Source organism: Cryobacterium melibiosiphilum (genome assembly GCF_003602235.1).
In the GTDB taxonomy this organism is placed as follows: domain Bacteria; phylum Actinomycetota; class Actinomycetes; order Actinomycetales; family Microbacteriaceae; genus Cryobacterium; species Cryobacterium melibiosiphilum.
The window spans coordinates 24180-38806 of sequence record NZ_QZVS01000055.1; the positions used below are offsets into that span (position 1 = coordinate 24180).

11 protein-coding genes are annotated in these 14627 nt (G+C 67.6%); 2 read left to right on the forward strand and 9 right to left on the reverse strand.

Annotated features, from left to right (window positions below; genetic code table 11):
- Positions 1 to 119 precede the first annotated feature (119 nt).
- From narI to D6T64_RS03120, 9 genes are all read right to left on the reverse strand, one after another.
- Positions 120 to 893: a respiratory nitrate reductase subunit gamma gene (narI, locus tag D6T64_RS03080; RefSeq protein WP_119971426.1), complete on the reverse strand. Its 774-nt coding sequence runs from the start codon at positions 891 to 893 to the stop codon at positions 120 to 122.
- Positions 890 to 1594 carry a nitrate reductase molybdenum cofactor assembly chaperone gene (narJ, locus tag D6T64_RS03085; protein WP_199719037.1) on the reverse strand — a complete coding sequence of 235 codons (705 nt, stop codon included), beginning with the start codon at positions 1592 to 1594 and terminating at the stop codon, positions 890 to 892. The genes narI and narJ overlap by 4 nt, the downstream gene beginning before the upstream one ends.
- Positions 1591 to 3297: a nitrate reductase subunit beta gene (narH, locus tag D6T64_RS03090; RefSeq protein WP_119971429.1), complete on the reverse strand. Its 1707-nt coding sequence runs from the start codon at positions 3295 to 3297 to the stop codon at positions 1591 to 1593. Before narH ends, narJ begins: the two co-directional genes overlap by 4 nt.
- Positions 3297 to 6983, reverse strand: a complete 3687-nt coding sequence (locus tag D6T64_RS03095) for a nitrate reductase subunit alpha (RefSeq protein WP_119971464.1) — start codon at positions 6981 to 6983, stop codon at positions 3297 to 3299. Before D6T64_RS03095 ends, narH begins: the two co-directional genes overlap by 1 nt.
- An 809-nt stretch (positions 6984 to 7792) precedes the next feature.
- A complete protein-coding gene (locus D6T64_RS03100; protein ID WP_119971432.1) occupies positions 7793 to 8638 on the reverse strand; it encodes a helix-turn-helix transcriptional regulator in 846 nt (281 codons plus the stop codon).
- Between the two features lie 60 nt (positions 8639 to 8698).
- Complete coding sequence (locus tag D6T64_RS03105) at positions 8699 to 8929, reverse strand: putative acetyltransferase (protein ID WP_119971468.1); 231 nt, start codon at positions 8927 to 8929, stop codon at positions 8699 to 8701.
- A gap of 154 nt (positions 8930 to 9083) precedes the next feature.
- Positions 9084 to 10622, reverse strand: coding sequence for a M28 family metallopeptidase (locus tag D6T64_RS03110; protein ID WP_119971435.1), 1539 nt, complete (start codon positions 10620 to 10622; stop codon positions 9084 to 9086).
- Positions 10623 to 10860: 238 nt separating this feature from the next.
- Positions 10861 to 11559, reverse strand: coding sequence for a potassium channel family protein (locus D6T64_RS03115; protein WP_233550802.1), 699 nt, complete (start codon positions 11557 to 11559; stop codon positions 10861 to 10863).
- Positions 11552 to 12919 carry a TrkH family potassium uptake protein gene (locus D6T64_RS03120; RefSeq protein ID WP_119971442.1) on the reverse strand — a complete coding sequence of 456 codons (1368 nt, stop codon included), beginning with the start codon at positions 12917 to 12919 and terminating at the stop codon, positions 11552 to 11554. Before D6T64_RS03120 ends, D6T64_RS03115 begins: the two co-directional genes overlap by 8 nt.
- Before the next feature lie 290 nt (positions 12920 to 13209).
- Between D6T64_RS03120 and D6T64_RS03125 the strand changes: the two genes are divergently transcribed.
- Positions 13210 to 13839 carry a hypothetical protein gene (locus tag D6T64_RS03125; protein WP_119971445.1) on the forward strand — a complete coding sequence of 210 codons (630 nt, stop codon included), beginning with the start codon at positions 13210 to 13212 and terminating at the stop codon, positions 13837 to 13839.
- Positions 13840 to 14036: 197 nt separating this feature from the next.
- The gene (locus D6T64_RS03130) at positions 14037 to 14567 is read left to right on the forward strand and encodes a hypothetical protein (RefSeq protein WP_119971448.1); all 531 of its coding nucleotides are present in this window, start codon (positions 14037 to 14039) and stop codon (positions 14565 to 14567) included.
- The last annotated feature ends 60 nt before the right edge of the window (positions 14568 to 14627 follow it).

The window sequence follows — 14627 nt, forward strand, 5'->3', positions numbered from 1 at the left end:
CGTACCGTTCGACGGAGTTCTGGCCCGAAAACAACGTTTCCGGGCCAGAACAGGCCAGAACGGTGCCGAACACCGTCGAATGGTACAGAGCCCCGCCGGACACGGCCCGGAAGAGCGGGCTAGCGACGGATGCGCTCACGGTCGCGCCGTGCGACCGGGCGCTGGCTGCGTTCCCAGCCGCGCGGAACCTTGCGGGCGCTGTTGCCGGTGTGGTGGTCGCGCGAACGGTAGACGACGTACGGGCGCACGAGGTAGCCGAGCGGCGCCGAGAACACGTGCACCAGCCGGGTGAACGGCCACAGCAGAAACAGCGTCGTCGCGCAGAGAACGTGCAGCTGAAAGAAGAACGGCACGTCGCTCATCAGCGCGGGGTCGGGCTGAAACCCGTAGAGCGAGCGGATCCACGGCGAAATCGAGCCGCGGTAGTCGTAGCCGCCGCCGAAGATCTGGTACAAAACCGTCGCGGTCGTGCCGAACAGGATGGTTCCGCCGAGGAGCACGTACATGACCTTGTCCATCACGGTTGTGACGAGCAGCACCCGCCCGTTCAGGCGGCGCCGGTAGATCAGAATGCCGAGGCCGGCGACGGTGAGCACCGCCGCGAAGGTTCCGAGCCAGGTCGCGCCGAGGTGGTAAATGTGCTCGGTGACGCCGAAGAACTCGAGCCACGCCTTCGGGATGAACAGCCCCACGACGTGCCCGCCGATGACCATGAGCATGCCGTAGTGGAACATGGGCGAGCCCCAGCGCAGCAGCCGGTTCTCGTAGGTCTGGCTCGACCGCGAGGTCCAGCCGAACTGGTCATAGCGAAAGCGCAGCAGGTGGCCCACGACGAACACGGCCGCCGCCGCGTAGGGGAACGCGACCCAGAGCAGAAAATCCCAGGCATTCATACGAAGACATCCTTAGTGGGTGATGCGGTGAACGGCTTCAAATTGCCGAGAAAAGACACTCCGACCAGCTCGGTCGGCGGCCCCTCGTTGACCAGGTCGAGGTACCGGCGGCGAGTGGCCTCGTCGATCGCCGGCAGCGACAGCGACACGGCCTCCACCAGGTGCGCATAGGGGCTGTGCACGGTTTCCAGCGCACTCCGCAGCACCTCGATGCCGTCGCGGTGGGCGGCGAGCAGCTCGCGGGCGATCGGCGAGTCCGAGAGCGCCGAGAACTCGAGCACCATCGGCAGGTAGTCGGGCAGTTCGTCCGCCGCAACCTCCCACCCGGCCGCCCGGTACGCCTCGACGAAGCGCACGAGCGCCATGCCGCGCCGGCGAGTGTCGCCGGCTGCGTAATAGGAGAGGTACGGGCAGCACTTGCGTTTCAGGTCGAAGGTCGCGGTAAAGTGCGCCTCCAGCTCCTGCCCGGTCATCGCATCCGCTGAATCGAGGAACGCACCGAACGCGTACTGCAAGGGGTCGGGCAAGACGGCGACGGATGCCCGCACCAGCTCGAACCGCGCCCGCCGCTCGGGAGACGGGTAATCCAAAAGAATGGATGCCGCCATGTGCGCGATCACGGCGTGCTCGGTGGTGAGGTTGATCGCCGAGACGGTGCGGGAGAGCTTCAGCGGGGTCTGCAGAATGTTGGGAAACCTCATGCCGGGCTCACCCCGCCGAGCTTCGGGGGAAACATGCCTTCGGGAGCGCCCCCGGTGCCGTTCCAGTTCAGCAGGTTGATGCGCCCCGGGGTCGCCGGCCGCGTCTTGATGATCGGGGAATCCCCGACCATCTCGTTGTAATTGTCGACCGTCGCGTTCAGCGGCATGCCGGGGGTGTTGCCGTAGGGGCCCGCAGGGCCCTGGTCGCGGCCACCGTTGTGCGGCCCGGCGTGCGAGGAAGGCCCGCCCATTCCCGGCCCGCCCTCGTTGTCGAGCGAGCAGCCGAGTTCATCGAGCTCGCGTGCGGTCTCCACGTGCGCCTTCGGAATGACGTAACGGTCCTCGTACTTGGCGATGGCGAGCAGGCGGTACATGGCCTTCATCTCGGTGGCGGTCATGCCGACCGACTCCGGAATGCTCGCGTTTTCGTCGCGTCCGAGGTTGATGTCGCGCATGAACGAGCGCATCGCGGCGAGCTTGCGCAAGCTGGATTCGACGGGCTTCACGTCGCCGGCCGAGAACAGTCCGGCGAGGTACTCCACCGGGATGCGCAGCTTGTCGATCGCCGCGAACAGGGTGCGGGTGTCTTCGCCGTCGGCGCCGGAGTTGCTGACCACGTCGACGACGGGCGAGAGCGGCGGGATGTACCAGACCATGGGCATGGTGCGGTATTCGGGGTGCAGCGGCAGGGCCACCTTGTACTCGGTGATGAGCTTGCGAATCGGGCTCTTCTGCGCGGCTTCGATCCAGTCATCGGCCATGCCCTCGGCCTTCGCGGCGGCGATGACCTCGGGGTCGAAGGGGTCGAGAAAGCAGGAGCGCTGGGCTTCGAGCAGGTCCTGGTCGTTTTCGACCGAGGCCGCCTCGAGCACCGCGTCGGCGTCGTAGAGCATCAGGCCGAGGTAGCGCAGGCGGCCGACGCAGGTTTCGGAGCAGATGGTGGGCTTGCCCTGCTCGATCAGCGGGTAGCACAGCGTGCACTTCTCGGCCTTGCCGGTCTTGTGGTTGAAATACACCTTCTTATAGGGGCACGCCGACACGCACATGCGCCAGCCGCGGCATCCGTCTTCGTCGACGAGCACGATGCCGTCTTCCTCGCGCTTGTACATCGCGCCCGACGGGCAGGCGGAGACGCAGGCGGGGTTGAGGCAGTGCTCGCAGATGCGCGGCAGGTAGAACATGAAGGTCTCTTCGAACTCCATCTTCACCTTCTCGCTCATCGTCGCGAGAATCGGGTCCTGGGCGGCGGTCTCCTGCGAGCCGCCGAGGTCGTCGTCCCAGTTGCCCGACCACTTGATGTCCATGTTGCGGCCGGTCAGCAGCGACTTCGGGCGGGCGACAGGGCTCTGCGTGCCGGCCGGAGCGGTCGTCAACATGTCGTAGTCGTAGGTCCACGGCTCGTAGTAGTCATCGATGCCGGGCAGGTCGGGGTTGTTGAAGATGTGGGCGAGCTTGTTCAGGCGTCCGCCGCCCTTGAGCTTCAGGCGGCCGCGCTTGTTGCGCACCCAGCCGCCCTTCCAGCGTTCCTGGTCTTCGTACTGGCGCGGGTAGCCGAGGCCGGGCCGGGTCTCCACGTTGTTGAACCAGGCGTACTCGACGCCTTCGCGGTTGGTCCAGACCTGCTTGCAGGTCACGGAGCAGGTGTGACAGCCGATGCACTTGTCGAGATTCATGATCATCGACATCTGGGCCATGACGCGCATTAGTATTCCACTTTCTGGCTGCGACGACGGATGGTGGTGACCTCGTCGCGTTGGTTCCCGGTCGGTCCGAGGTAGTTGAAGGCGAACGACAGCTGGGCGTAGCCGCCGATCAGGTGGGACGGTTTCAAGAGGATGCGGGTGAGCGAGTTGTTCGTGCCGCCGCGCAGCCCCGAGGTCTCCGCGACGGGCACATTGATCGTGCGGTCCTTCGCGTGGTACATGTACACGGTGCCCTCCGGCATCCGGTGTGAGACGACCGCGCGGGCGACGACCACGCCGTTGCGGTTGTAGGACTCGATCCACTCGTTGTCGATCACGCCGATCTTCTCGGCGTCCTGCGGGCTCATCCAGATGGTGGGGCCACCGCGAGAGAGCGAGAGCATCATCAGGTTGTCCTGGTACTCGGAGTGGATCGACCACTTCGAGTGCGGGGTGAGGTAGCGCACCGCGACCTCGGCGCGACCCTTCACCGACGGGTCGCCCGTGGCATCCGTCGACCCGAGCTTCACGTCTTGGAAAAGGCGGTGCATGTCGAGCGGCGGGCGGAAGATGGGCAGCTGCTCGCCGAGCTCGATCATCCAGTCGTGGTCGAGGTAGAAGTGCTGGCGGCCGGTGAGGGTGTGCCAGGGCTTCAGGTGTTCGACGTTGATGGTGAAGGCGCTGTAGCGGCGGCCGCCGTGCTCACTGCCCGACCATTCCGGGCTCGTGAGCACCGGCACCGGGGCGCCCTGGACATCCGCGTAGGTGAAGCGGCGACCCGCGTTGTCGCTGGCCAGGTGGGCGAGCTGGGTGCCCGTGCGCTCCTCGAGCTGCCTAAAGCCCTGGGTGCCGAGGCGCCCGTTGGTGGTGCCCGACAGGGCGAGTACCATCTCGCAGGCGTGGATCGCGGTGGTGAGCTTTGGCCGACCGATGGCCGGGCCGGACTCCATCAGGCCGTTCTTGCGTCCGAGGTACTCGACCTCGACGTCGGGGGTGAACTTGACGCCCTTGGTGACCATGCCGAGCTTGCCGGTGAGCGGTCCGAGCGCGCCGAGCTGGGCGGCGAAGGCCGGGTAGTCGCGCTTGACGACGATGAGCTTAGGCATCGTGATGCCGGGGATCAACGTGTCAATATCGCGCACGGTGCCGTGCGGGGTGCTCATCGCGTCGGGGGTGTCGTGGCTGAGCGGCGCGGCGACGAGGTCGCTGCGCACCCCGAGGTGGGTCTCGCTCATCTCGCTGATCTTCGCGGCGAGCACGTGGAAGATGTCGAAGTCGGTCTTGGCCTGCCAGGGCGGGGCGATGGCCGGGTTGAACGAGTGAATGAAGGGATGCATATCCGTCGTCGACAGGTCGTTCTTCTCATACCAGGTGGCCGGGGGCAGAACGACGTCGCTGTAGATGGTCGTGCTCGTCATGCGGAAGTCGCTCGTCACGAGCAGGTCGAGCTTGCCCTCGGGAGCGGATTCGTGCCACTTCATGGTCTTGGGGCGTTTGTCCTCGGGCGATTCGGGCGCGCGCACGGCGGACTTCGCACCGAGCAGGTGCTTCATGAAGTATTCGTTGCCCTTGCCCGAGGAGCCGAGCACGTTGGCACGCCAGACGACGAGCACCCGCGGGAAGTTCTCGGGGGCGTCGGGGTCTTCGCAGGAATACGCGAGGCTGCCGTCTTTCAGGGAGTCGACGACGTACTGGGCCGGTTCGACGCCGGCCGCGGCGGCGTCGTCGACGAGGTCGAGGGAGTTGCGGTTGAAGGTCGGGTAGCTGGGCATCCAGCCGCGCTTGGCCGATTCGACCAGGGTGTCCGCGGTGGTGCGGTCCTTGAACAGGCCGGTGCCGAGCGGGCTCGCCAGGGTGTCGGCGCTCAGGCCGTCGTAGCGCCACTGGTCGGTGGCGAGGTAGAAGAAGCCGGTGCCGATCATCTGGCGCGGCGGGCGTACCCAGTCGAGGCCGAAGGCGTACTGGCCGTAACCGGTGAGCGGACGCACCTTTTCCTGGCCGACGTAGTGGGCCCATCCGCCGCCGTTGACGCCCTGGCAGCCGGTCATCGTGGTCAGCGCGAGGAACGCGCGGTAGATGGTGTCGGAGTGGAACCAGTGGTTGGTGCCGGCGCCCATCAAAATCATCGAACGACCTTCGGAGTCTTCGGCGTTCTGCGCGAATTCCCGGCCGATGCGTTCGGCGGCCTGCATCGGCACGCTGGTGATCTCTTCCTGCCAGGCGGGGGTGCCGGGGCTCGACGCGTCGTTGTAGCCGGTGGGCCAGACGCCGGGAAGGCCCGGCCGGCCCACGCCGTACTGGGCCAGGAGCAGGTCGAAGACGGTCGTGACGAGCGCGCCGCCGACCTGCCGCACGGGCACGCCGCGCCGGATGACGCCGGCGCCGCCGGCGTGCTGTTCGCCCTCGGTCGTCGGGGTCACGTCGAAGCGGGGCAGGTCGATTTCGACGACGGATGCGCCGTCCCAGTCGGGTGCGTCCATGATCGAGAGCAGCGGGTCGACGCCCTCGAGGTCGAGGTTCCACTTGCCCTTGTCGCTCTCGCTGAAGCGGTGACCGATGGAGCCGTTCGGCACGACCGCCTCGCCGGTCTGATCGAGCAGTACCGGCTTGAAGGCGGCGCTCGCGACGGTCGACGGAGTGCCGGGGAGAGCATCCGCGGTCACGAATTTGCCGGGCACGAACGCGTCGCCGCGCGGTGTGAGCGAGATCAGGTAGCAGCTGTCGGAGAACTTCTTCATGTACTCGACGAAGCGCGGGGTCTGGCGGTCGACGAAGAATTCTTTCAGCACGACGTGACCCATGGCCAGCGCCAGGGCGCCGTCGGTGCCGGGGTGCACCGCGAGCCACTCGTCGGCGAACTTGGAGTTGTCGGCGTAGTCGGGCGAGACGGTGATGACCTTCTGGCCGCGGTAGCGGGCCTCGACCATGAAGTGCGCGTCGGGGGTGCGGGTGACGGGAACGTTGCTGCCCCACATGATGAGGTAGCTGGAGTTCCACCAGTCGGCCGATTCAGGTACGTCGGTCTGGTCGCCGAAGACCTGCGGGCTGGCGACGGGGAGGTCGGCGTACCAGTCGTAGAACGAGAGCATGGTGCCGCCGAGCAGCGAGATGAAGCGGTTACCCACGCCCTGGCTCACGATCGACATCGCCGGAATCGGGCTGAAGCCCACGACCCGGTCGGGGCCGTACTTCTTGATGGTGTGCACGTGGGCGGCGGCGACGATTTCGCTGGCTTCGTCCCAGGTGGCGCGCACCAGGCCGCCCTGGCCGCGGGCACTCTTGTACGCTTTCGCGGTTTCCGGGTTGCCGGTGATCTCGGCCCAGGCCAGCACGGGGTCGCCGAGGCGGGCCTTGGCCTCGCGGAACAGGTTCAGCAGCACGCCGCGCACGTAGGGGTAACGCACCCGGGTCGGCGAGTAGGTGTACCAGCTGAAGGCCGCGCCGCGGGGGCAGCCGCGGGGTTCGTATTCGGGGCTGTCGGGGCCGACTGACGGGTAGTCGGTCTGCTGGGTCTCCCAGGTGATGATGCCGTCTTTCACGTACACCTTCCAGGAGCACGAGCCGGTGCAGTTCACGCCGTGGGTGCTGCGCACCTCTTTGTCGTGGGTCCAGCGGTCACGGTAGAAGGAGTCGGCGTCGCGGCCGCCCTCGAGAAAGACCGATCGCAGGTCGGCGGATGCCGTGCCCCGCCGCAGAAAGCGGCCCATGCCCACGAGGGTTTCGGCGAGAACGGTGTCGGTGCCGGCCTTGTGGGCCTTGTCCTTTTTCGCTGCCGTTTTCGCGCCGGCCCGGGTGGTGCGGGTGGTCGTGGTGGTGGTCGTCGTGATCTCGGTGGTGGTTGTGGTGGTGCCAGGCTCGGTGGAGCTTGACTCGGCAGGCGTTTTCACGGCACATCCCTCGCTAACCAGGGATTACCCTCGCGGCAACCACCCTGCTTACGAGTTTTGCCGGTGGGCACCGGTGCTTCAAGCGCAGAACACCGTGACAAATGCCGGGCTGCCCACGGCCCCGGTGTCGCCGTATCCGGTTGTTGAGCCTGTCGAAACACGACACTGTTGAACCGATTCAGGGTGGGTGTAGACGGGTCAACACCCTCACAAGCGCCTCAACACCGTCGAATGGTACGCGGCCGCGCGGTACTAGCGCCGCTGCGCGGTGGGCACGCCTACGGCGCAGCGGCGCAGGTACCGCGAATCTCACGGCCCCCGAAATCAGGCTCCGCAGCGCGGTAGCAGCGCCGCTGCGCGCTACCTGCGCCGCTGCGCGGTACTAGCGCCGCTGCGCGGTACCTGCGCCGGGTGCCCGCGACCCGCAGAACCGAGCGTCCGCCGTTGCGCGGTACGTGCGCCGCTGCGCTATGGGCGCGCCTACGGCGCAGTGGCGCAGGTACCGCGCTGCTCGCCAGCCGCGCGCGCGACCCGCCGCAGCGCGGTACTTCCGCCGCTACGCGGTAGCTGCGCCTGGCCCCTGCGGCAAGCGGATGCCCCGCCGCCGCACCGGCGCCGGCCAGGGCGCGTCAGCGGCGGCGGGAGCCGAGACCGGCACCGGCCGGCTCGGCGACCCGGCCGGCGGCATCCGCTGCCGAAGAGCCCGCGGTGACGGCGACCATCGCGTCGACCACCACGTTCGCCTCGGACACCGCGGCCTCGAGCGCGGCGCGGTCGGCCGCTATTTCGGCGGGGCTCGCGTGGTGCAGGTCGATCGTGCAGAGGCGCGGCGCCTCGATCAGGTGCAGCTGGTGGGCGCGCAGCGGCCCTTCGGCCTGCTCGAGCACCCCCTGGATCAGCTTGAAGTGCACGCCGCAGACCTCGGGGTGGTCCTTGACCATCTCCGAGTACGGGCAGTCGTGCAGGGTGACGTGCTGCTGATCATCGGTGACGCGGGCGTCGAATCCGGACTGGTCGAGGTGGTCGTCGAGCGCGTCGAACTGGCGCTGCACTGCGGGGTGCGTGGGCCGCACCGCGGCGGCATCAGCGGCGGCCCCGCACTCGGCTCCCACGGTCACCGCGCCGGCGGTGGGCCGGTCCACGGGAGTGAGGGGCAGCATCCGTCGCAGCTGCTCGGCGCGAATGAGCGCGGCCTCGACCTTTTTGCCACGCACCGAGGAGGCGTCGGAGTCCACACCGCGGGCGGCGCTGTAGAGCATGCGCGGGCGGCCCTTGGTCTGCCGAGGCTCGGGCTCGCAGGTGACGAAACCCTCGCTGATCAGGCGATCGAGGTGTTCGCGGGCCGTGTTGTGGTGCAGGCCGGCAGCCTCGGCGAGGTCGCCGACGGTCATCGTGCCGCGCTGTTGCAGCTGGTGCAGCAGGTTGATGCGGCTCAGAGAAGCGAGCGTTTTATAACTCGGGGGTTGGGCAGCCATGACTTTATTATCACCTGCGATTCTGAACGAAGGGTAGCGTCACGCGCGTATCAGGCGCCGCTAGCGAACGGGCATCCGCGGTGCGCGCCGAGGCGGCGGGGGCGGAACCTCTTTGGCGGCGACGACGTCGGCGAGCCGGAGGGAGACGAGCCCGCGCTTGGTCTCCACCTCGCACGTCTCGCGGTCAACCAGACGGAGGTACCCGAGGGCATCCGTGAGCCCGCCGGGAACGGTCGTGCGCACGACGACGCGGGTTCCGAGCAAGGCCCCCCGCAGAAACTCGACGGGCATGGTCACCCCTCTATCGTACGTCGGTGCCCCCGCGGCGGTGACGGATGCCGCAGCGCCGGCCCCCGGCATCCGTCGCCCGGCGCAGTCCGGCACCCCAAACCGAACGACCCCCCGGCGCCGAAGCACCGGGGGGCCGCCGAGGAGCTGCACGCGCTTAGCGCACGAGCACGCCGCCCTTCGACTCGAACGCGTCCGCCGGAACGGCCGAACTCTCACGGCCAGCCATGCGGCTGCCGTCCTCGAAGAAGCCGCCCTGGCTGCGGGCGAGTGTCATGATCGCGTGCGCGGCGCCGTCGCCCAGTTCGCTGAGCGCCTGCGTGTTGAGGTTGGTGATGGTGTCGCAGGCCTGGTGGTAGCAGGCGTCGAGCGCGACGCCGGCCGTGCCGCCGAAGATCGCGGCCTGCTCCGGGGTCTTCAGCTCTTCGGCCCCGCTGAACAGCCCGCCGGCGGGGATGCCCGCGGCAATGAAGGGCCCGTAGTCCGAGCGGCCGTCAAACGCGGTCGGCTCGGTCGGCAGGTTCTGCGCGGCGAAATAGTTGGTGAAGATGGTTTCGATCTGCGCGGAACCGGGAGGGCCAGACACCGCACCCTCTGCGGCCGAGCCGTCGCCGTCGTAGACGAAGCGCACGTAGTTCGGGGAGCCGAGCATGTCGAAGTTGAGGTTGGCGTAGATCGTGGCGAGCGTGTCGTCTGAGGCTGTCGCCACGTAGTTCTCCGATCCGAGCAGTCCGAGCTCTTCGGCGCCCCAGAACGCGAATCGCACCTTCTGGCGCGGGTTCACGTTGGTCTTGCTCATCTGGATGGCCGTCTCGAGAATCGTCGCCGTTCCACTGCCGTTGTCGTTGATGCCGGGGCCTTCCAGCACCGAGTCGAGGTGCGCCCCGACCACGATGACTTTGTCGGCGCTGCCCTTCTTCGTCTCCGCGAGCACGTTGGTGGTCGTGCGGGTCTCCGCGATCACCTCGGTGCTCACCGACACGACGGTCGGCCCGGCCTGGGACGCGGCGAACAGGGCCGCGCCATCGTCGTAGCTGAGCCCGACGACGGGCACGCTGAGGGTGCCGCCGAGGGTGCCGGTGAGCAGCTCGGTGCGTCCCGGGTTGCCCTCGTTGAAGATGATCACGGCGTCATAACCCGCCGCGATGGCGTTCTCCGCCTTGAGCGCAAAGGTGCAGGTTCCGCGCTGCACCAGCGCGACCTGGGGAGCGGTGGCGGAGGCCGGCACGAAATCAGTCGCGAGGCATCCGGCCGCCGAACTGGGCTCGGGGGTGGCGGGAATGACGAGGTTAGTCGCCGGCACGACCTGCCCGGTCACGTCGCCGCTGCCCGAATAGGTGAACGTCGCGGTCTCGTAGTCGAGGGCGGTCGGTGTCACCTGGCTCAGGGCGGCCGGGATGACCTCCTCGTAGTACTCGAACTCGAAGGGCTGCTCAGTGACGAGATAGCCGGCCTTTTTCAGCTCACCCTTCACATAGGCAGCGGATGCGTCATAGCCCGGCGTTCCCGCGGCTCGCGTGCCTCCGTTGCGGTTGGCGATGCGTTGCAGCGCCCGCTCGTGTTGCAGGATGCCGTTCACGGTGACCGCGTTCCGCAGTTTCTGGGTGTTGATCTCGTCGACCGCGGCGGTGGCCGACAGGGGAACGGTCAGGCTCCCCGCCACCAGCGCAGCTACCAGCCATGCTCTTCTTCGCACAATGCCTCCCGATTAGCGGGCCGCGGGGTGACTCCGTCGTCACGGGCCCGCTGAGACACTGCACCTTGATCGGCCTTTGAGCAGCCACCGTTACCAAACCGTGATATTTGCGGAGGTGGCCGCAGGCATCCGCGCCGGCCGTACCATTCGACGGTGTCCAGCCCGCGTGCGCGCGGAAAACACGGTTCAGACCCGCGAAAGCGGCCCAACTCCGTCGAATGGTACGGGCGGCCTGCCGCTAGCGCAGCAGGCTGAAGGCCTCGACGCGCTCGGACTGCCCGGCGATCAGGATCACGTCGCCGTCGAGCAGCACGGTGTCGACCGAGGTGTAGCTCCAGCCGACGCCGGGGCGGTGGAACGCCGTCACGGTCACGCCGTAGTTGGCGCGCACCTTGGTCTCGCCGAGGGGTTTGCCGATCACGGCCGCAGGCGGTGTCGTCTTCACGATCGCGAAGTTCTCGCCGATCTCGATGTAGTCCTGCATCGCCCCGCGCACGAGGTGGGCGACCCGTTTGCCCATGTCCTTCTCGGGGTAGATCACGTGGTGCACGCCGAGCTGGGTGAGGATCTCCCCGTGCGGGTCGCTCACCGCCTTCGCCCAGATATTGTCGATTTTGAGCTTCAACAGCAGGCTCGCGGTCAAAATATTGGCCTGGATGTCCCCGCCGATCGCGACCACGACGCTCGAGAAGTCGGGCACCGAGAGCTGGCGCAGGGTCGCTTCTTTCGTGGAGTCGGCGCGCACGACGTGGGTGAGCAGGCTGTTGTGAGCCTGCACGATCTCCTCGTCACCGTCGATGCCGAGCACCTCGGTGCCGGCCCGCATCAGTTCGAGGGCGAGGGCGCTGCCGAAGCGGCCGAGGCCGATCACGACGACCGATTCCGCCTCCATCAGCCGCGTCGGGTCGTGGTGACCGAACAGTGAGTACTTAGCCAATGAGGGGCCTCTCCTTCGGGAATTCGTACGCGGTACGGCGATCGCGCAGGGCGATCGCCGAGGCAAAGGCGACCGGGCCGAGCCGGCCGATGAACATCAGCAGAATCAGGATGACCTGGCCGGCGACCGGCAGGCCCGCGGTGATGCCGGTCGACACCCCCACGGTCGCGAAGGCCGACATCGTCTCGTAGAGCAGCCGGTCGAGCGAGATGTCGGTCATCACCATCAGCGCGGCGGTCGAGGACATGATCACGAAAACGGCGAGCAAGACCACGGTGATGGCCTCGCGGTGCACCGCGCGGGAGAGCCGCTTGCCAAACACGTTCACGGCGACCTCGCCGCGCACCTCGGCCCAGAGAATGAAGAACAGCACCGCGAAGGTCGTGATCTTGATGCCGCCCGCGGTGCCGGCCGGGCCGCCGCCGATGAACATCAGCACGTCGCTGCCGAGCAGGGTCGCCGAGTCCAAGCCTGCGTTGTCGACGCTGTTGAACCCCGCGGTGCGGGTCTGCACGGCCTGGAAAAAACCGACCAGGATCTTGTCCGGCCAGTCGAGCGGCCCGAGCGTCTTCGGGTTCGACCATTCCAGCGCGGTGATGTAGACGGTGCCGGCGACCAGCAGCACGATCGTGCCGACCAGCACGAGGCGGGTGTTCATCGTCCACTTCAGCGGCGAGCGCAGATGCTTGCGCAGCTGCACGATCACCGGAAAGCCGATGCCGCCGAGGATCACGGCGCCGCAGATGGGCAGGCAGATCCACGGGTCTGTCGCGAAGCCGATCAGGTTGTCGCTGAACAGGGCAAAGCCGGCGTTGTTGAAACTCGAGATCGCGTGGAACACGCCGAGCCAGATTGCGCGGCCGAGCGGCTCCTCGTAGCCGATCATGAACCGCAGGGTGAGCATCACGGCCACGACTCCCTCGGCGATTAGGGAGATGCGCACGACCCCGACGACCAGGCCTTTCACGTCTTCGAGGCCGACGCTTTTCACCTCGGAGGCCGCCGTGACGCGGGCGCGCAGCGAGAGCTTGCGCAGCACCGCGAGGCCGATCACCGAGGCGAAAGTCATGATGCCGAAGCCGCCGATCTGGATCATCAGCATGATCACGACCTGGCCGAACCCGGTCCAGTAGGTCGCGGTGTCCACGATGATCAGCCCGGTCACGCAGACCGCCGAGGTCGCCGTGAACAGCGCCTCCATGAACGTCGCCCCGCCCGGGCCGACCTTCGCGATCGGAAGCGTCAGTAAGAGGGTGCCGATGAGGATGGTGCCGGCGAACCCGAAGGCCACGATCTGCGCCGGGTGAAACCGGAATCGTTTGCGGGGAAACCCGTTCGGGCGGGCGGCACGTTTCTGCACGGGACAACTCTATGTGGCGACCCACACGCGTGCCGACGGGAATCGATCGGGCTTGCCAGCTTTCTGCCAGCTTCAGCGCCGCAGGCAAGCGGATGCCGCTCCTCGCGGCGATCGCAGCCGCTGCCGCCGCGCTCCCCACGGCATCCGTCACCGGTTTAAGCCCTGTGACTTCGTGCCGCACCAAACCGCATCCGCCGGGGCTCCGGACCAGTTGTGTGCCCCGGGAACCGTCGGGTGCACAGCAACACACGACATCAGAACAACAAATCAGCAACGAAGAGGAGTTCTCAATGAACACGATCACCAAGCGCATGACGGCCTTCGGCATCACCGGAGCCGCGGCGACCGCGCTCATCATCGGCGGCGTCATCGCCCCGGCCCAGGCCAACGACACGAACACGTCGACCGACACCCGCACCTCCACCAGCAGCGACTCGAGCAGCGACTCGTCGCAGACCCACACCGACCTCATCAACGACCTCTTCGGGTTCGGCGACATCGAAGGGGTCGGCGACGTTGACTCGACCGGCAACGGCGTGGTCGGCAACGACACCAGCCTCGGCGGCGTCGCCAACGGCGGCATCCTGAACGGCGGAGTGGTCAACGGACCGCTCGTCGACGACTCGCTGAACACCGACGTCGGAGACGTCGCCTCGGGCAACGAGACCGGCAACGGCAACGCCGTCGGCAGCGGAAACGACACCCCGATCGGCAGCGGCAACGACGTGACCGCACCGGTCGAGGCCCCCGTGACCGCTCCCGTTGAGGCGCCCGTGCAGGCTCCCGTCGGCAGTGGCAACGACTCCGACCTCGGCGGCACGGAGATCGGCACCGACGTCGACGACATCGGCACCGAGGTCGACGACCTCGTCGGCGACATCACGAGCGACCTGAACCTGGGTGGACTTCTCGGCCGCTAGTCGCGCACCGGCACTGATCACGGGCGGCTCCTTCGGGAGTTGCCCGTTTTTGGCGTCCGGTCCCCTTATGCGGTGGGATATTCTGACCCAGGGGGCGACTATTAGCAAGCCCCCGTTCCGCCGAGCAGTGGGGGCATACTCTGAGTACACGTGGACTGGGGGTGGGTATGGGGTCAGAACTGATAGAGATAGCCGGCATGCAGTTGCTGCGAGCTGAGGCGAGCGTCTACCGCACCATCGGCCTCGGCGTTCTCGCCCTGTTCGCCCCTATTTTTGCGGTTCTGTACTGGCTCATGATCCCGGCGGGAACGTGGCTCTGGGTCGCGAGCGCCCAGCTCGTTGCGACCCTGGCTTGCCTGGCCGCCCTGCTCGGCGCCTATCGCGCCTACGTGCGGGTCGGCGCGTCGGGCCTGTCGGAGCGCGGCATCCTGGGCCACGTCAGCAACGTCGGCGTGTCCGACGTTGCGAGCGTGATCCTGCTGGACCTCTACCGCAGCGCCGCCCTCGACACCCAGCCGCAACTGTTCGTCGTCGGCCACAGCGGAGAGCTCCTGATGCGCATGCGCGGCCAGTTCTGGACGCAGGAAGCCATGGACACCGTCGTCGATGAACTCGGCGCGCCCGTGACGCGGGTGCCCGAGCCGCTGACCCTGCTCGACCTCAACCGCTGGAAGCCGGGCCTGCTGTACTGGTTCGAACGCCGCCACGTGCCCCGCGCAGCCGCCTGACCGCCGGCCCGCCCACGGCGCAGCCCCCGCGCAGCGGCGCAACTCCCGCGCAGCGCGCGC